This window comes from Rubrivivax soli, from assembly GCF_049810355.1.
In the GTDB taxonomy this organism is placed as follows: Bacteria; Pseudomonadota; Gammaproteobacteria; order Burkholderiales; family Burkholderiaceae_C; genus Rubrivivax.
Window position 1 is genome coordinate 3,588,135 of sequence record NZ_CP187368.1, and the last position, 16,836, is coordinate 3,604,970.

Below are 16,836 nucleotides of genomic sequence, written 5' to 3' on the forward strand. Positions count from 1 at the left end.
GCGGCGGTGCGCTAGCGGAAGATCACGCTCTTGTGGCCGTTGAGCAGCACGCGGTGCTCGACATGCCAGCGCACCGCGCGCGCGAGCACGCGGCTTTCGATGTCGCGGCCGACCGCGGTGTAGTCCTCGGCCGACATGGTGTGGTCCACGCGCTCGACGTCCTGCTCGATGATCGGGCCCTCGTCGAGGTCGGCGGTCACGTAGTGCGCGGTGGCGCCGATCAGCTTGACGCCGCGCGCGTGGGCCTGGAAGTACGGCCGCGCGCCCTTGAAGCTGGGCAGGAAGCTGTGGTGGATGTTGATGGCGCGGCCCTTGAGCACGGCGCAGAACTCGGGGCTCAGGATCTGCATGTAGCGCGCCAGCACCACGAGGTCGATGCGCTCGCGCGTGATCAGCGTCTCCACGGCCTGTTCCTGCGCGCGCTTGGTGGCGGCGTCGCTGCCGCCCTGCAGGGGCAGGTGGTGGAACGGGATGCCGTAGCTGCCCGCCAGCTCGGCGAATGCGGTGTGGTTGCTGACGATGGCCGGGATGTCCACCGCCAGCTGCCCGCTGCGCCAGCGGAACAGCAGGTCGTTGAGGCAGTGGCCGTGCTGGCTGACCATCAGCAGCAGCCGCGGCCGCGTGGCCAGCGCGTGGAAGCGCACGTCCATGCCGTACTGCTGGCGCGTGTGCGCGAACAGCGTGTCCAGCGTGGCAGTGTCGGCCAGGTGTGCGGGAGCCTCGAAATGCACGCGCATGAAGAACAGACCCGTGGCATCGTCGCCGTCGAGGTCGCCGAACTGCTGCGAATCGATGATGTTGCAACCGGCCTGGTACAGCAGGCCCGAGACGGCGTAGACAATGCCCTTCGTGTCACGGCACGCCAGGGTCAGCACGAACTGGGGGTCACTGCTCATGGCCGCCGATTGTAGGGACGCGCATGAAACTCGATGAACACGACTGGCCGGAGAAGAGCCGCGCGCTGTCGCAGCTGCTGGCGCGCGCCGGCCTTGGCGACCGCCAGGCCTTCGCGACGCTGTACGAACGCACCAGCGGCCACCTGTTTGCGGTGCTGCTGCGCATCCAGCGCGACCGCGCGCAGGCCGAAGACCTGCTGCAGGAGGTCTACGTCGCGGTCTGGAAGGCCGCGGCCAGCTTCGACGCGGCGCGCAGCCAGCCGATGACGTGGCTGACCAGCATCGCACGCAACCGCGCCATCGACAGCCTGCGCCGCGCGCAGGCGCAGCCGAAGACCGACAGCACCAGCCGCGACGACGACGACGACCGCCCCGACGCCGCCGAGGCGTTGGCCGACGACGGCCCGGGGCCGCTGGAACTGCTGGGCCGCGCGAGCGAGGCGCGCCAGCTGCAGCACTGCATGGAGCACCTGAGCCCGCCGCAGCGCCAGAGCGTGGCGCTGGCCTTCTTCGACGGCCTGTCGCACGCCGAGGTGGCCGACCAGCTGCGCCAACCGCTGGGCACCGTGAAGAGCTGGGTGCGGCGTGCACTGATGACGCTCAAGGGCTGCCTCGAACGCAGCGTGCTGCGCGACGCCGGCCAGCGCGAGGGAACCTGAGATGGACTACGCCAAGACCGAACGCGCCGATGCGCTGGCAGCCGGCTACGTGGCCGGCACCCTGCGCGGCCCCGCCCGCCGCCGCTTCGAGGCCCTGCTGCCCGGCCACCCGGCGCTGCGCGCAGCGGTGCGCGACTGGCAGGACCGCCTGATGCCGTTGACCGCCTCGCTGCCCCCGGTGGCACCGCCGCCGCACGTGTGGGCGGCGGTGGAACGCCAGCTGTGGCCGACGGTGGCGGCTGCGGCCCCGTCGCCCTGGTGGCAGCGCCTGGCGCCATGGCGGGCCCTGTCGGGGCTGGCGCTGGTGGCGGTCGTGGGCCTGTCGGTGCTGCTGGCCACCCCGCCGCCGGCGCAGGCGCCGGTGGTGGTGGTGCTGCAGTCCACCGGCAAGGACCCGGCCGTGGCCGGCAGCCTGGTCGCCAGCTTCAGCGGCGACGGCCGTGCCGTGGTGGCGCGGCCGATCACGCCAGTGGCCGTGACCACCGACCGTGCGCTCGAGCTCTGGTGGGCGCCGCTGGAAGGCAAGCCCACGTCGCTGGGCCTGATCCGCGCCGACGGCGTCACGGTGCTCAGCCGCGGCCGCCTGCCGGGCGGCCTGCGCGGCAGCGGCATCGACCACATGGCCGTCAGCGTCGAGCCGCCGGGCGGGTCGCCCACCGGCCAGCCCACCGGGCCGGTCGTCTTCTACGGCAAGCTGCAGCTGTAGCGCGCGGTGCGGCCGCGCCCGGCTCAGCCGGGTGCGGCAGGCAGCGTCAGCGTGAACACCGAGCCCACGCCGACCGTGCTGCGCACGGTGATGCGGCCGCCCATCAGCGCCACCAGCGCCTGCGTCACGCTCAGGCCGATGCCGGTGCCCTCGATCGCGGTGCCGGCCTGCAGGCCGCGGTAGAAGGGGTCGAAGACCCGGGGCAGTTCGGCCTCGGCGATGCCGACGCCGGTGTCGTGCACGCTGCAGCGCACCGTGTCGGCGTCGACCCGTTCCAGGCGCACCTCGACGCGGCCGCCGGCGCGGTTGTACTTGATGGCGTTGGACACCAGGTTCAGCAGCACCTGGCGCAGCCGCGTGCGGTCCACGCGGGCCGGCAGGGGCGCCTCGTCCGCGTGCAGCACCAGCGTGATCTGCAGCTTCTCGGCGCTGCCCTGCAGCATCGCCAGCGCCTCGTCGACGACCGTGCGCAGCGGCACGGCCTCGAGCTGCAGCGCCATGCCGCCGGACTCGATGCGCGTCAGGTCGAGCAGGTCGCCGATCATCTGCAGCAGGTGGGCGCCGGCTTCGCGCACCAGCTTCAGCCGGCGCTGCTGGCCGGGGCCGGGTGGTTCGGCCTCGTCGATCTCCATCAGCTGCGTGAAGCCCAGCACCGCGTTCAGCGGCGTGCGCAGCTCGTGGCTGATGCGCGAGAGGAACTCGGTCTTGGCGCGGTTGGCCGCTGCCGCCACGGCGGCCTGCTCGCGGGCGTGCTCGAGCTCGCGGCGCTCGGTGGCGTCCTCGATGTAGCCGTGCCAGACCGTGCTGCCGTCGGCCTGGCGCTGCGGCGAGGCGTCGGCGCGCATCCAGCGCAGCGCGCCGTCGCGGCGGTGGATGCGGAAGTCCAGCCGCCAGCGCGTGCCGTCGCGCGCCGAGGCCAGCACGCTGTTGATCACGCGCTGGCGGTCGGCGTCGTCCACCAGGTTTAGCAGCGCGCGGGCGTCGCCCAGCAGTTCCTCGGGCGCGACGCCGAACAGTGCCTGGCTGCGTGCGCTGATGTAGGGGAAGTTCGCGGCCGAGCCATCGGGCGGCAGCCGGAACTGCAGCAGGATGCCGGGCACGTGCTCGGTGATGTGGGTCAGCCGCTCGGTCGTCTCGCGCGCGGCGGTGGCCAGGCGGCGCCGCTCGGTGATGTCGCTCTGCGTGCCCAGCATGCGCCGCGGCGTGCCGTCGGGGTCGCGCTCGACGATGCGGCCGCGCTCCAGCAGCCAGCGCCACTGGCCGTCGGCGGCGCGGGCGCGGTAGGTGCTCTCGTAGATCTCGGTCTCGCCGCGTGCGTGCTGCAGGTAGGCCGCGTGGTTGGCGGCCAGGTCGTCGGGGTGGATGAGGCCGTTCCAGGCCTCCTGGGTCTGCCGGACGCTGCCCTCGGGGTAGCCCAGCAGGCGCAGACCCTCGTCGATGTCGCTCAGCCAGTCGCTGGCGATGTCCCATTCCCACACGAAGGTGTCGGCACCGGCCAGCGCGGCCTGCACCAGGGCGCCGTGTTCGCTGGGGCCGGGCAGGCCGGCGCTGTCGGCGCTGCTGGTGTCATGGTCGCGCAGCAGCAGCGCGGCCGCCGTGGGCAGCAGCGCGCGCAGGGCCTGCGGGTCGGTGCCGGCCGGCAGGTGCAGCGTGCCGAGCACCCGGCCCAGGCGTTGCAGCGGCAGCACCTGCCGTGCGGCGCCGTCGACGCTGCCGCACTGCCAGCGCCGCGGCGCGTCGCCGGTGCGTCCGACGGCGTCGTGCGCGACCAGGCCGCACGGCGCGCCCAGCGCATCGCCCAGCGCGCCCACCAGCAGCCGCAGCGCATGGCGCGGGTCGCCGCGGCTCAGGTGGTCGAGCAGCGCGTCGCGGGCGATGGCGCCCAGGCGCAGGTCAATGTCCAGCGTGCAGCTTCTCACCGGCCTTCAGCCGGTAGACCGTGCCGCAGTACGGGCACTTGCCTTCGCCACTGGTGGCGACGTCGATGAAGACCTTGGGGTGCGTGCTCCACAGCGGCATCTTCGGGTTCGGGCAGTGCACCACGCCCGGGCCGAGCAGGTCGGCCGCGGCGAGTTCGACGACGGACTTGGGATCTTGCATGGTCACACCTTGGTCAGCCACTCGGCGTACTTCGGGTTGCGGCCGTTGACGATGTCGAAGAAGGCCGACTGGATCTTCTCGGTGATGGGCCCGCGGCTGCCGGCGCCGAGCTCGATGCGGTCGAGTTCGCGGATCGGCGTCACCTCGGCGGCGGTGCCGGTGAAGAAGGCCTCGTCGCAGATGTAGACCTCGTCGCGCGTGATGCGCTTTTCCACCAGCTTCAGGCCGAGGTCGCTGCAGATCGCCAGGATGGTGTCGCGCGTGATGCCGTTGAGCGCGCCGGCCGACAGGTCGGGCGTGTAGACCACGCCCTTCTTGATGATGAACAGGTTCTCGCCCGCGCCTTCGCTGACGAAGCCGGCCGAGTCGAGCAGCAGCGCCTCGTCGTAGCCCTCGTCGGTGGCTTCCATGTTGGCCAGGATGCTGTTGGTGTAGTTGCTCACCGCCTTGGCCTGCGTCATCGTGATGTTCACGTGGTGGCGCGTGTAGCTGCTGGTCTTGACGCGGATGCCGCGTTTCAGGCCTTCTTCGCCGAGGTAGGCCCCCCACGCCCAGGCCGCGACCATCAGGTGGATGGTGTTGCCCTTGGGGCTGACGCCCAGCCGCTGGTCGCCGATCCACACCAGCGGGCGCAGGTAGCAGCTTTCCAGCTTGTTCGCGCGCACCACCTCGCGCTGCGCCTCCATCACCTGCTCGGGCGTGAAGGGGATCTTCATGCGCAGGATCTTGGCGCTGTTGAACAGCCGCTCGGTGTGCTCGCGCAGGCGGAAGATGGCCGTGCCCTGCGCGGTGTTGTAGGCGCGCACGCCCTCGAAGGCGCCGCAGCCGTAGTGCAGCGTGTGCGACAGCACGTGGATCTTGGCGTCGCGCCAGTCGACGAGCGCGCCGTCCATCCAGATCTTGCCGTCGCGGTCGGACATCGACATGGGGATTCCTTCGGTGAGGGGGGGTGGAAACCGCTGATTTTAGGCGTCGGCGGGCGGTGCAGCCGTGGCAACGGTGCCGCGCAGCAGCCGCACTTCGCCGACCACGTCACGCGCCAGCACCACCTGCACGGCGTCGCCGGCGGGGTCCTGCCAGACGAAGGTCTCGGGATCGTCGGCCACCTTGCGGCCCAGGCTGCGCGTCAGCGTCACCACCTGCAGCATGCGCATGCCCGGGCGCAGCCGGGCCTGCAGCATCACGGCGTTGTCGGTGTGGCCCACCGGGTTGGCGGCGGCGCCGCGCATCACGCGCAGCGCGCGGCTGAACTGCAGCAGCAGCCAGAACACCACCACCGAGATCGCCAGCACCAGCCCCTGCCAGCCGTAGGCGAGGAACCCCCCGACCACGGCCAGCGCCGCCAGCCCCCAGCCCAGCAGCGGGCTCATGACGCGATCAGCACGCTGCGGCGCGGCAGCGTCTGTCCGGTGCGGGCGAGCTGGCGGTTCCAGGCCTGGTTGGCCTGCACCTCGGCGGCGCGGCTGTACGCGCGCGGGTGGTCCAGGTGCAGCATCACCAGCGAGTGGCGCACGCGGCGGCCGCGCACGCCGGCGTGGTTCAGGCGGATGCCGAGGTTGCGGTCTTCCGCGCCGTAGCCCATGGCCTCGTCGAAGCCGCCCACGCGCAGCAGGTCGGCGCGCCAGGCGGCGCTGCAGTTGCCGACGAAGGCGTCGCGCGGCGTGAGGCGGTCCAGCAGCCGGGGCAGCCAGCCGCCGCGCAGCAGCCGCAGGCGCGGCGCGCGCACGCCGTGCGCGGCCAGGAAGTCGGGGTCGAAGACGCGCTGGTCGTTGATCATCTCGGGGCGCAGGGTGTGCTGGTGGAAGGAAGCGGGCAGGTCGATGTGGCTGCCGGCCGCGACGAAGTGGCCGGGCCGCAGGCAGCGTTCGATGTGCTGCAGCAGGTCGGCGCGCGGCAGGCAGTCGGCGTCGGTGAAGAGCAGCGCATCGCCCTGCGCCGCGGCGATGGCCCGGTTCAGCACCAGGCACTTGCGGAAACCCTCGTCGGCCTGGTGCAGGTGCCGCAGCGGGAACGGTGCCTGCGCGGCGTGGCGCGCCACGACGTCGGCGACTTCGGGGAAGGCGCTGTCCTCGGCCACGATCAGTTCGTCGGGCGGGCGGGTCTGCAGGCGCCAGCCCTGCAGCGTGAAGTCGAGGCTGCGCCAGTTGTCGTAGGCGGAAACGACCACGCTGAGCTTCATGATGGCCGCGGGATCATAGCGAGCGCACCACGTCCATCGCCTCTTCGATGCGCTCGACGCCATGCACCGTGAGCCCTTCGATCGGCTTCTTCGGCGCGTTGGCCTTGGGCACCACGGCCACCGAGAAGCCCAGCTTGGCCGCTTCCTTCAGCCGCTCCTGCCCGCGCGGCGCGGGCCGCACCTCGCCGGCCAGGCCGACCTCGCCGAAGGCGATGAAGCCCCGCGGCAGCGCGCGGCCGCGCAGGCTGCCCTGGATCGCCAGCAGCACCGCCAGGTCGGCCGCCGGCTCGCCGATGCGCACGCCGCCCACCGCGTTGACGAACACGTCCTGGTCCATGCAGGCCACGCCCGCGTGCCGGTGCAGCACCGCCAGCAGCATCGCCAGCCGGTCGCGGTCCAGGCCCACGCTGAGCCGGCGCGGGCTCGGCCCGCCGCTGTCCACGAGTGCCTGGATCTCCACCAGCAGCGGCCGCGTGCCTTCCAGCGTCACCATCACGCAGCTGCCGGGCACCGGCTCGCCGTGCGTGGACAGGAAGATCGCGCTCGGGTTGCTGACGCCCTTCAGCCCGCGCTCGGTCATCGCGAAGACGCCGATCTCGTTGACCGCGCCGAAGCGGTTCTTGATGGCGCGCACCAGGCGGAAGCTGCTGTGCGTGTCGCCCTCGAAGTACAGCACCGTGTCGACGATGTGCTCCAGCACGCGCGGCCCGGCGAGCGCGCCTTCCTTCGTGACGTGGCCCACCAGCACCAGGCTGCAGCCGGTGGTCTTGGCCACGCGCGTGAGCTGCGCCGCGCACTCGCGCACCTGGGCCACCGAGCCCGGCGCCGAGGTCAGCTGCTCGGAGTAGACGGTCTGGATCGAATCGATGACGCAGAAGGCCGGCTGCTCGGCCTCGAGCGTGGCGATGATGCTTTCCAGGTTGATCTCGGCCAGCACCCGCACCGCCGTGCCCGCCAGCCCGAGACGGCGCGCGCGCAGCGCGACCTGGGCGCCGCTTTCCTCGCCGGTGACGTAGAGCACCGGGATCTGGCCGGAGAGCGCGTCCAGCGCCTGCAGCAGCAGCGTGCTCTTGCCGATGCCGGGGTCGCCGCCGATCAGCACCACGCCGCCGGGCACGATGCCGCCGCCGAGCACGCGGTCGAGTTCTTCCTGCCCGGTGGGCAGGCGCTGCACGTCGGCGGCGTCGATCTCGCTCAGCGTGGCCACCGGCTGGCGCTTGGCCAGGCCCTGGAAGCGGTTCTTGCCGGCGGCCGCGCCGCTGGGCTCGGCCACGCTCTCGTCCAGCGTGTTCCAGGCCTTGCAGTGCGGGCACTGGCCCAGCCACTTGGGGCTGGTGCCGCCGCACTCGCGGCAGGTGTAGATCGTCTTTGCGGTGGCCATGCGGCGCATTGTGTCGCGGCGCGTGGCCCGGCCCGCCGTTGCCGGGCTGCCGGGGCGGCGCCTCAGCCGCCGGTGTTGCGGCGGCCGACCCAGTAGGTGGCGCCGGCGCTGCCGTAGCGTTCGGCGTGCGGCGTGCCGGCCGCGAGCGCGAACCCGTCGCCCGGGCGCAGGTGGCGCGTTTGCGTGCCTTCGGTCAGCCACATCTCGCCCTGCACGACCACGGCCTTGGCGTCGAACGGGTGGGTGTGCGTCTCCAGCACCGTGCCGGGCGCCCAACGGCGTTCCAGCACCTCGTCGAAGCCCTGCGCGCGCAGGGCGCCGGCAAAGGTGTCGAAGCCGAACGGGGCGGGGGTGGCGGCAGGGGATGGATCGGGGGTGGACATGGCGGCGCCTCGTCGTGCAGCAAGCTCAGGCCGGCAGCATAGCCGTCACTCGCCGCGCACGCGTCCGCGCCCGGCCTTCACCTGCGCGCGCACGGCCTTGCCCTCCAGCCGCCGCTGCTTCGCACCGTAGCTCGGCTTCGTCGCGCGGCGCACCGCGGGCACGTGCGCAGCGGCGTCCACCATCGCCTGCAGCCGCGCCAGTGCGTCGGCGCGGTTCATCGGCTGGCTGCGGTGGTCCTGGGCCTTGATGACGATGACGCCGGCCTCGGTGATGCGCTGGTCGGCCTGCGCCAGCAGCCGCTCCTTCAGCGCCGGCGGCAGCGACGACGCGTGCACGTCGAAGCGCAGGTGCACCGCGCTCGACACCTTGTTGACGTTCTGGCCGCCCGCGCCCTGCGCGCGGATGGCGCTGAACGTGACCTCGGCCTCGTCCACGCGCGGCGGCTTCATCACGGCTCAGCCCTGGCGCGTGGCGCGCAGCCGTTCTTCCATCTCGCGCCGCAGCTGCTTGCGCACCTCGGCGGCGGCGTGGCGGCGCTGCTCCAGCGGCGTGGCGGGCACGCGGGGCGGCACCGGCGTGGGCTTGCCGTCGTCGTCCACCGCCACCATCGTGAAGAAGCAGCTGTTGGCGTGGCGCACGACCTGGGTGCGGATGTTCTCGGCCACGACCTTGATGCCGATCTCCATCGACGACGTGCCGGTGTGGTTCACGGTGGCCAGGAAGCTGACCAGCTCGCCCACGTGGATGGGCTGGCGGAACACCACCTGGTCGACGCTGAGCGTGACGACGTAGCGCTGCGCGTAGCGGCTGGCGCAGGCGTAGGCCACCTGGTCGAGCAGCTTCAGGATGGTGCCGCCGTGCACGTTGCCGCTGAAGTTCGCCATGTCGGGCGTCATCAGCACCGTCATCGTCAGCTGGTGGCTGGGCAGGTCCATGGCTTCAGTCCTCCACGGCGTGCATCGGCACACGCGGCGCCACCGCGCACATCAGCTCGTAGCCGATGGTGCCGGCGGCGCGTGCCACGTCGTCGATGGCCAGCTGCGAGCCCTGCGGCCCGCGGCCCCACAGGGTGACCTCGCTGCCGAAGCCGGCGCCGGGCACCGGCGTCAGGTCCACCGCCAGCATGTCCATCGACACCCGGCCCACGGTGCCGGTGCGCACGCCGTCCACCAGCACCGGCGTGTCGGTGCCGGCGTGGCGCGGGTAGCCGTCGGCGTAGCCGCAGGCGGCGATGCCGATGCGCATGGGTGCCGTGGCCGTGAAGCTGCTGCCGTAGCCCACCGTGTCGCCGGGCTGCAGCTGCTGCGTGGCGATCAGCTGCGTGCGCAGCGTCATCGCCGGCTGCAGGCCCCAGTGGCGGATGTCGTGGTCGGGGAAGTCGGGCGCGCTGCCGTAGCACACGATGCCCGCGCGCACCCAGTCGCTCCTGACGCCGTGGCGCAGCACGGCGGCACTGTTCGACAGCGAGCGCTCGCCCGGCAGGTCGCGCGTGGCGGCGTCGAAGGCCGCCACCTGGTGCGCGATGCCGCGCGGGCCGTCGGCGTCGCTGAAGTGCGTCATCAGCGAGATCTCGTCGACCTGCGGCAGCGCGTTCAGGCGCGTCCACGCCGTGCGGAACGCCGCCGGCGTGAAGCCGAGCCGGTTCATGCCGCTGTTCATCTTCAGGAACACGCGGTGCGGCTGGTGCGTCTTGTGCGCGGCCAGCCAGTCGATCTGCGCGTTGCAGTGCACCACGTGCCACAGGTGCAGCCGCGAGCACAGCTCCAGGTCGCGCGGCTCGAAGCAGCCTTCCAGCAGCAGGATGGGGCCGCGCCAGTCCAGCGCCCGCAGGCGTTCGGCCTCGGCCAGGTCGAGCAGCGCGAAACCGTCGGCGCCGCGCAGGCCGGCGAACGCGCGCTCGATGCCGTGGCCGTAGGCGTCGGCCTTCACCACCGCCCAGACGCGGGCGTCGGGCGCTGCCGCGCGGGCGCGCGCGAGGTTGTGCGCCAGCGCGGCGGGGTGGACCAGGGCTTCGATGGGACGCGGCATGTCTGCCACGGATTCTGCCAGCCGGCCTGCGGCGGTTTCACCATTCGGAACGGTCGAACCCGCGTGCTATAAACCGCCGGCCCCCTAGAACGGAGATCTGACGCTGACGCCCCGCCAAGGCGTCCCGCTGCTGCGCGACACGCATGAAAAAAGGCTTTTCGACCATCATGTCGGCGCAGTTCTTCAGCTCGCTGGCCGACAACGCCTTGCTGGTGGCGGCGGTGGAGTTGCTGCGGACGAGCCAGGCGCCGGCCTGGCAGGTGCCGGCGCTGGCGCCGATGTTCGCGCTGTTCTACGTGGTGCTGGCGCCCTTCGTCGGCGCCTTCGCCGACGCGATCCCGAAGGGCCGGGTGATGTTCATCTCGAACAGCATCAAGGTCGTGGGCTGCCTGATGATGCTGTTCGGCAGCCATCCGCTGCTGGCCTACGCGGTGGTCGGCCTGGGCGCGGCGGCGTATTCGCCGGCCAAGTACGGCATCCTCACCGAGCTGCTGCCGGCGTCGCAGCTGGTCAAGGGCAACGGCTGGATCGAGGGCCTGACGGTCGCATCCATCGTGCTGGGCATCGTGCTCGGCGGGCAGCTCATCGGCGCCAACGTCGCGCCCACGCTGCTGGCGCTGGACCTGCCGCTGATCGACACCGCGATCGACACCCCGCCCGAAGCCGCGATCTCGTCGATCGTGTTCCTGTACGTGATCGCTTCGATCTTCAACCTCTACATCCCGCGCACCTCGGCGCCGCTGCAGCCGCTGCAGCACGGCGTGGCCTGGATGGTGCGCGACTTCGCGCAGTGCAACGCGCGGCTGTGGGGCGACAAGCTGGGCCAGATCTCGCTGGCCACGACGACCCTGCTGTGGGGCGTGTTCGGCAACCTGCGGCTGATCGTCTTCGCCTGGGCCGCGGCGGCGCTGGGCTACGGCACGGCGCAGGCGTCGAACCTGGCCGGCGTGGTGATCATCGGCTCCATCCTGGGGGCGGTCACGGCGTCGATCATCACGCGGCTCGACCGCGCCACCAACGTCATCCCGCTGGCCATCGTGGTCGGCTTCCTGATGATCGGCCTGAACGTCATCGACAACGTCTGGGTCGCCGCGCCCTTCCTGGTGGTGCTGGGCGCCCTGTGCGGCTACCTGATCGTGCCGATGAACGCGCTGCTGCAGCACCGCGGCCACAACCTGATGGGTGCCGGGCGGTCGATCGCGGTGCAGAACTTCAACGAGCAGGCCTGCATCCTGGGGCTGGGCGCCTTCTACGCCGGCATGACCAAGCTCGGCCTGTCGGCCTTCGTCGCGATCGCGGTGTTCGGGCTGCTGGTGGCGGGCACGATGGAGGCCATCCGCCGCTGGCACAAGCGCAACACCGTGCTGCACCACGACGAGGTCGAACGGCTGCTGGCCATCGCACGCACCGATGGCCATTGACGGCACGGGCCGGGCTGCGCTGTGGCCGGCGCTGGCGCTGACGTTCAACGCCTTCACCTGGGGCGTCTCGTGGTGGCCGTTCCGGCAGCTGGAATCCGCCGGCCTGCACCCGCTGTGGGCCACGGTGGTGATCTACGCGCTGGCCGTGGTGGCGATCACGCTGTGGCGGCCGCAGGCCTGGCGCCACCTGTGCACGATGCCGGCGCTGTGGGTGCTGGTGCTGGCCTCGGGCACCACCAACGCCGCGTTCAACTGGGGCGTGACGGTGGGCGACGTGGTGCGCGTGGTGCTGCTGTTCTACCTGATGCCGCTGTGGGCGGTGCTGCTGGCGCGCCTGCTGCTGGGCGAGCGCCTGACGGCCGCGGCCGGCCTGCGCGTGGCGCTGGCGCTGACCGGCGCCGTGGTGGTGCTGTGGCCGGACGGCGGCGGCTGGCCGCTGCCGCGCACGCTGGCCGAGGTGCTGGGTGTGGTCGGCGGCTTCAGCTTCGCGCTGAACAACGTGATGCTGCGGCGCGAGGCGCACCGGCCCGAGTCGGCGCGCGCGCTGGCGATGTTCCTGGGCGGCGCGGTGGTGGCCGGCGTGCTGGCGCTGTCGCTGGGCGAGCGCGGTGCCGTGCCCTGGCCGCCGGCCCCGGCGCCGGGCTGGATGCTGGGCGCGCTGGCGATGGGCCTGGCCTTCCTGCTGGGCAACCTGGCGCTGCAGTACGGCGCGGCGCGGCTGCCGGCCAACGTGACCGCGGTGGTGATGGTCTCGGAGGTGCTGTTCGCCAGCGTCTCGGCGGTGCTGCTGGGCGCCGGGCAGGTCACGCTGCCGCTGCTGGCGGGCGGCGCGCTGATCGTGGGCGCGACGCTGCTCGCGGCGCGCTGAGCGCCACGCCGAGAACGGCTCTTCAGCTGATGCTGGTGGGCGCGCCGGCCGTGCTGGAAGGGGACGGTGGCTGCACCCCGTGCTGGCGCAGCAGGCGCTGGATCGTGCTGTCGTCGAGCGGCTTGCCGACGTAGGCATCGGCGCCGGCCAGCGTGCCGCGCACGCGGTCGAGCTCGCTCTGGTGCGCCGAGACCAGCACCACCACCGGGGCCACGCCGCTGCCGGCATGGTGGTGGTGGCGCTTGATGTGCTGGCACAGCGCGAGGCCGTCGAGTTCGCTCGCCTCGCCGAGTTCGACATCGAGGAACACGTAGTCGTAGCCCTTGTGCGACAGCATCTCGATGGCGCGGGCGCTGGTGCTGGCGCACTCGGTCTGCAGACCCATGCGTTCGAGCTTGTGTTCGAGGAAGCGCAGCGCGATGTCGCTGTCGTCGACCAGCAGCGCCAGCGTGCCGCGCCGGGGCGGTGGCGGCGGCACCGGCTGGTGCGGCTCGGCCAGCGGCACGAAGCCGCTGCCCTCGCCGTCGCTGGCGCGGCGCGAGGGCACCTGGCCCGGCGGGCGGGGCTGGATCACGGTGCGCGGCCCGTGGGGGGCGTGGGCCGCGTGCGCCGCCGGCGACCCCGGCCCGCCGCGTGGCGCCGTCGGTTGCAGTCCGGGGGGTGCCGCGGTGCGGGCTTCCTGGGCCGCGGTGCGCTGGTGCACCATGGCGTCGAGTTCGCGCATCACGTGCAGCGGGTCGATCGGCCGCATCACCCAGGCGCTGGCCCCCTGCGGCGCCAGCGCGCCGACGAACACGGTGTCGGCCGCGCGGCCGGCGGCCAGCACGGTCCGCACCGCGTCGGCATCGTCGGCGTCGACGACGATGAAGTGCGCCTCGCCGGCGGTGTCGACCTGCTCGTAAGCCGGGCTGCGGTTGGTTGCGAGCCGGAAGTAGGACGCGAGCGCGCTGCGCTCGAAGCGCGTGAACCCCTGAAGTGTGACGCGGTACGGCAGGGTCATGGCAGGGGATGGATGGCGGGCTGCGGGCAGGCGAAGTCCGCTGCATGGTGCAGCCCCGCGCGCGCCGCTGTCAACGGCGCCGAGGCCCTCGGACGTGGGGACTTCCGGGGGGCGGCGGATAATCCTGCCTCCGATCTGACCATGTCTACCCAGGAGTGCCCATGGCCGCCCGCAGCGTGTACGACTTCGAAGCCGTCTCCATCGACGGCCAACCGGCCCATCTGGCCAGCCAGCGCGGCAAGGTGCTGCTGATCGTCAACACCGCCAGCGCCTGCGGCTTCACGCCGCAGTTCGCCGGGCTCGAGCAGCTCTGGCAGGACTACCGCGACAAGGGCCTGGTCATCGTGGGGTTCCCGAGCAACGAGTTCGGCGGCCAGGACCCCGGCAGCAATGAAGAGATCGCCAGCTTCTGCCAGTTGAACTACGGTGTCAGCTTCCCGATGATGGCCAAGGTGAAGGTCAACGGCGCCGAGGCCCACCCGCTGTGGCAGTGGCTCACCGCCGAGGCCCGCGGCGTGCTCGGCACGCAGGCCGTGAAGTGGAACTTCACGAAGTTCCTGGTCGGCAAGGATGGCCAGGTGCTCAAGCGCTACGCGCCCACCGACAAGCCCGAGTCGCTGCGGGCCGACATCGACAAGGCGCTGGCAGCATGAGTGTCTTCAGCCACCTCGACGCCTACGCCGGCGACCCGATCCTGAGCCTCAACGAGGCCTTCCAGAAGGACCCGCGGCCGCACAAGGTCAACCTGTCGATCGGCATCTACTTCGACGACGCCGGCCGCATCCCTGTGCTGGACTGCGTGCGCCAGGCCGAGGCGCAGTTGCTCGCAGAAAGCGGGCCGAAGTCGTACCTGCCGATCGAAGGCGCGACCGCGATGCGCAGCGCGGTGCAGGCGCTGCTGTTCGGCGCCGGGCACGAGGCCGTGGCCAGCGGACGCATCGCCACGCTGCAGACCGTGGGCTCCAGCGGCGGGCTGAAGGTCGGCGCCGATTTCCTGAAGCGCTGGTTCCCCGAGAGCGCTGTCTGGGTCAGCGACCCGACCTGGGACAACCACCGCGCGATGTTCGAGGGCGCCGGTGTCGCGGTCCACACCTACCCGTACTACGACCCCGCCACCGGCGGGCTGCGCTTCGAGGCCATGCTGGAGACGCTGCGTGGCCTGCCGGCCCGCAGCGTGGTGCTGCTGCACGCCTGCTGCCACAACCCGACCGGCGTCGACCTGACGCCGGCGCAGTGGGACACGCTGATCCCGGTGCTGCGCGAGCGCCAGCTGCTGCCCTACCTGGACCTGGCCTACCAGGGCTACGGGGACGGCATCGATGCAGACGCCTTCGCGGTGCGGGCGCTGGCGGCCTCCGGCCTGAGCTTCTTCGTCGCGAACTCGTTCTCGAAGAGCATGAGCGTCTACGGCGAGCGCGCCGGCGCGCTCAGCGTCGTCTGCGCCACGGCGGCCGAGGCCGAGCTGGTGCTGGGCCAGATGAAGGCCACCGTGCGCCGCAACTATTCGAGCCCCGGCATCCACGCCGCCGGCATCGTCAGCCGCGTGCTCACCGACCCCGCGCTGCGCACGGCCTGGGAGGCGGACGTCGCCGCCATGCGCACGCGCATCCAGGCCATGCGGCACAGCCTGCACGGCGTGCTGAGCGCCAAGCGGCCGGGGCGCGACTTCGGCTACTTCCTCAGCCAGCGCGGCATGTTCAGCTACACCGGCCTGAGCGCCGCGCAGGTCGACCGGCTGCGCGAGGAGTTCGGTGTGTACCTGGTGCGCTCGGGTCGCATCTGCGTCGCCGGGCTGAACACCGGCAACGTCGAGCGCACCGCCGAGGCGATGGCCGCGGTGCTCTGACCGGACACCGCGCTCAGGACACGCCGGGCGGCGCGCTGCCCGGGGCCTGGGTCCCGGGTGCCGGGCTGGCCGGTGCCTGGGCCAGCAGCGCGCGCAGCCAGCGGTGCGCCGGGTCGCTGTCCTGGCGCACCGGCCACAGCATCTGCACCGCCACCGGCGCCAGCGCAAACGGCAGCGGGCGCGCCACCACCTGCCCCTGCTGCGTGCCGGTGGCGGCCAGGAACGACAGCGGCAGCACCGTCAGCAGGTCGCTCTGCGTCACCACCAGGCCGGCGGTGAAGAACTGGTTCACCGTCAGCACGATGCGGCGCTGCCGCCCCAGCGTGGCCAGCGCCTCGTCCACCAGCCCGTGCGGCCGCCCCGAGAAGCTGACCAGCAGGTGGTGGGCGCTGCAGAAGGTGTCGAGCGTCATGGGTTTCGAAGCAAGTGGGTGCTCGCGTCGCATGACGCAGACATAGTGCGTCTCGTACAGCCGCTGGTGGCGCAGCGCGGCCTGCGGACCGTCGGCGTTCAGCGCGGCGATGGCCTCGGGGAAGTGGCCGATCGCGAGGTCGGCCTCGCCTTCGCGCAGCAGCCGGCGCGGGTCGCGCGTGGTCAGCGGCATCACGCGCAGGTTCACGCGTGCCTGCTGGCGCTCGATGGCGCGCACCAGCGGCGGCGCCAGCAGCGCCGCGGTGGCGTCGGCCATCGCGATGCGGAAGTTGGCCGGCTCGGCGAGCGGGTCGAACTCCTGCGGCGCGAGCGCCCGCTGCAGCCCGCCCAGCGCCGCCTGCACCTGCGGCCACAACGCCTCGGCGCGCACGGTCGGCTTCATGCCGAACGCGGTGCGCACGAACAGCGCTTCGCCCACGGCGTCGTGCAGCCGCTTGAGTGCATGGCTGGCCGCCGGCTGCGTGATCGACAGGCTTTCCGCCGCGCGTGTCAGGCTGCCTTCGGCCATGACTGCGTCAAACACACGCAGCAAGTTGAGGTCGAGCGTGCGGAAGTTCATGCTGCACCAGGACATGCGTACTGTTGATACCTTACATGAACATCTTTCAGTGGAAGACATGAGGGTTTCCACTAATATCTCGTCCATGCGATGCCCGGCCCGGGCCTCGTGATGACGAAGGAACCACCATGACCTCCACCACCGTCGAAGTGCTCAGCGTCCGGTCCCCGGCCATGCCGCGCGGTGCCCGCGTTGCCGCCTACCTGTTCACCGGCTTCCTGCGCTGGATCTCCAGCCCGGCCCAGCCGCGCCAGCCGTCGCGTGCCGAAGAAGCCGCCGAAGTGCGCCGACTCGCCTACCAGATGCAGGCCACCGACCCCGGCTTCGCGAACGACCTGTTCGCCGCCGCGTCGCGCCACGAGTCGCTCGGCGACTGA

The 16,836-nt window shown here is 72.1% G+C and carries 20 protein-coding genes; 7 read left to right on the plus strand and 13 right to left on the minus strand.

Annotation, left to right across the window (positions count from 1 at the left end; translation table 11 throughout):
• Positions 1-11: 11 nt before the first annotated feature.
• Positions 12-896 (minus strand): formyltetrahydrofolate deformylase, encoded by an 885-nt coding sequence (purU, locus tag ACPOLB_RS16350; protein ID WP_425257074.1) that lies wholly within the window; start codon positions 894-896, stop codon positions 12-14.
• Between the two features lie 23 nt (positions 897-919).
• Here purU and ACPOLB_RS16355 point away from each other — a divergent pair, with 23 nt between their 5' ends.
• Complete coding sequence (locus ACPOLB_RS16355; protein WP_425257076.1) at positions 920-1,555, plus strand: sigma-70 family RNA polymerase sigma factor; 636 nt, start codon at positions 920-922, stop codon at positions 1,553-1,555.
• A 1-nt stretch (position 1,556) separates the two neighbouring features.
• Positions 1,557-2,261 carry an anti-sigma factor gene (locus tag ACPOLB_RS16360; protein ID WP_425257077.1) on the plus strand — a complete coding sequence of 235 codons (705 nt, stop codon included), beginning with the start codon at positions 1,557-1,559 and terminating at the stop codon, positions 2,259-2,261.
• A 23-nt stretch (positions 2,262-2,284) separates the two neighbouring features.
• Here the strand turns inward: ACPOLB_RS16360 and ACPOLB_RS16365 are convergent, their stop codons facing one another.
• From ACPOLB_RS16365 to alr, 10 genes are all read right to left on the minus strand, one after another.
• Positions 2,285-4,180: a PAS domain-containing protein gene (locus ACPOLB_RS16365; protein ID WP_425257078.1), complete on the minus strand. Its 1,896-nt coding sequence runs from the start codon at positions 4,178-4,180 to the stop codon at positions 2,285-2,287.
• Positions 4,155-4,361 (minus strand): zinc-finger domain-containing protein, encoded by a 207-nt coding sequence (locus ACPOLB_RS16370; RefSeq protein WP_425257079.1) that lies wholly within the window; start codon positions 4,359-4,361, stop codon positions 4,155-4,157. The genes ACPOLB_RS16365 and ACPOLB_RS16370 overlap by 26 nt, the downstream gene beginning before the upstream one ends.
• Positions 4,362-4,363: 2 nt before the next feature.
• Positions 4,364-5,287, minus strand: a complete 924-nt coding sequence (locus tag ACPOLB_RS16375) for a branched-chain amino acid transaminase (RefSeq protein WP_425257080.1) — start codon at positions 5,285-5,287, stop codon at positions 4,364-4,366.
• 39 nt (positions 5,288-5,326) lie between these two features.
• Positions 5,327-5,731, minus strand: coding sequence for a hypothetical protein (locus tag ACPOLB_RS16380; RefSeq protein WP_425257081.1), 405 nt, complete (start codon positions 5,729-5,731; stop codon positions 5,327-5,329).
• The gene (locus tag ACPOLB_RS16385) at positions 5,728-6,540 is read right to left on the minus strand and encodes a glycosyltransferase (RefSeq protein WP_425257082.1); all 813 of its coding nucleotides are present in this window, start codon (positions 6,538-6,540) and stop codon (positions 5,728-5,730) included. The genes ACPOLB_RS16380 and ACPOLB_RS16385 overlap by 4 nt, the downstream gene beginning before the upstream one ends.
• A gap of 13 nt (positions 6,541-6,553) precedes the next feature.
• Complete coding sequence (gene radA, locus ACPOLB_RS16390) at positions 6,554-7,921, minus strand: DNA repair protein RadA (RefSeq protein ID WP_425257083.1); 1,368 nt, start codon at positions 7,919-7,921, stop codon at positions 6,554-6,556.
• A gap of 62 nt (positions 7,922-7,983) precedes the next feature.
• A complete protein-coding gene (locus ACPOLB_RS16395) occupies positions 7,984-8,304 on the minus strand; it encodes a cupin domain-containing protein (RefSeq protein WP_425257084.1) in 321 nt (106 codons plus the stop codon).
• Between the two features lie 45 nt (positions 8,305-8,349).
• Positions 8,350-8,754 carry an alternative ribosome rescue aminoacyl-tRNA hydrolase ArfB gene (gene arfB, locus ACPOLB_RS16400; RefSeq protein WP_425257085.1) on the minus strand — a complete coding sequence of 135 codons (405 nt, stop codon included), beginning with the start codon at positions 8,752-8,754 and terminating at the stop codon, positions 8,350-8,352.
• Between the two features lie 6 nt (positions 8,755-8,760).
• Positions 8,761-9,240, minus strand: coding sequence for an acyl-CoA thioesterase (locus tag ACPOLB_RS16405; RefSeq protein WP_425257086.1), 480 nt, complete (start codon positions 9,238-9,240; stop codon positions 8,761-8,763).
• A 4-nt stretch (positions 9,241-9,244) separates the two neighbouring features.
• Positions 9,245-10,333: an alanine racemase gene (gene alr, locus ACPOLB_RS16410; RefSeq protein ID WP_425257087.1), complete on the minus strand. Its 1,089-nt coding sequence runs from the start codon at positions 10,331-10,333 to the stop codon at positions 9,245-9,247.
• A gap of 143 nt (positions 10,334-10,476) precedes the next feature.
• On the opposite strand from alr, the gene lplT reads away from it, so the two are divergent.
• Both lplT and ACPOLB_RS16420 read left to right on the plus strand, forming a co-directional pair.
• Positions 10,477-11,754 carry a lysophospholipid transporter LplT gene (lplT, locus tag ACPOLB_RS16415; protein ID WP_425257088.1) on the plus strand — a complete coding sequence of 426 codons (1,278 nt, stop codon included), beginning with the start codon at positions 10,477-10,479 and terminating at the stop codon, positions 11,752-11,754.
• Positions 11,744-12,622: a DMT family transporter gene (locus tag ACPOLB_RS16420; protein WP_425257089.1), complete on the plus strand. Its 879-nt coding sequence runs from the start codon at positions 11,744-11,746 to the stop codon at positions 12,620-12,622. Before lplT ends, ACPOLB_RS16420 begins: the two co-directional genes overlap by 11 nt.
• 22 nt (positions 12,623-12,644) lie before the next feature.
• On the opposite strand, the gene ACPOLB_RS16425 is transcribed toward ACPOLB_RS16420, so the two are convergent.
• Positions 12,645-13,622, minus strand: coding sequence for a response regulator (locus ACPOLB_RS16425; RefSeq protein ID WP_425257090.1), 978 nt, complete (start codon positions 13,620-13,622; stop codon positions 12,645-12,647).
• Between the two features lie 161 nt (positions 13,623-13,783).
• On the opposite strand from ACPOLB_RS16425, the gene ACPOLB_RS16430 reads away from it, so the two are divergent.
• Both ACPOLB_RS16430 and ACPOLB_RS16435 read left to right on the plus strand, forming a co-directional pair.
• Entirely contained in the window at positions 13,784-14,275 is a 492-nt protein-coding gene (locus ACPOLB_RS16430; protein WP_425257091.1) for a glutathione peroxidase, read from the plus strand.
• Positions 14,272-15,468 (plus strand): aromatic amino acid transaminase, encoded by a 1,197-nt coding sequence (locus tag ACPOLB_RS16435; RefSeq protein WP_425257092.1) that lies wholly within the window; start codon positions 14,272-14,274, stop codon positions 15,466-15,468. The genes ACPOLB_RS16430 and ACPOLB_RS16435 overlap by 4 nt, the downstream gene beginning before the upstream one ends.
• Before the next feature lie 13 nt (positions 15,469-15,481).
• Here the strand turns inward: ACPOLB_RS16435 and ACPOLB_RS16440 are convergent, their stop codons facing one another.
• Entirely contained in the window at positions 15,482-16,459 is a 978-nt protein-coding gene (locus ACPOLB_RS16440; RefSeq protein ID WP_425261937.1) for a LysR family transcriptional regulator, read from the minus strand.
• A gap of 128 nt (positions 16,460-16,587) precedes the next feature.
• On the opposite strand from ACPOLB_RS16440, the gene ACPOLB_RS16445 reads away from it, so the two are divergent.
• Positions 16,588-16,836, plus strand: coding sequence for a hypothetical protein (locus ACPOLB_RS16445; protein ID WP_425257093.1), 249 nt, complete (start codon positions 16,588-16,590; stop codon positions 16,834-16,836).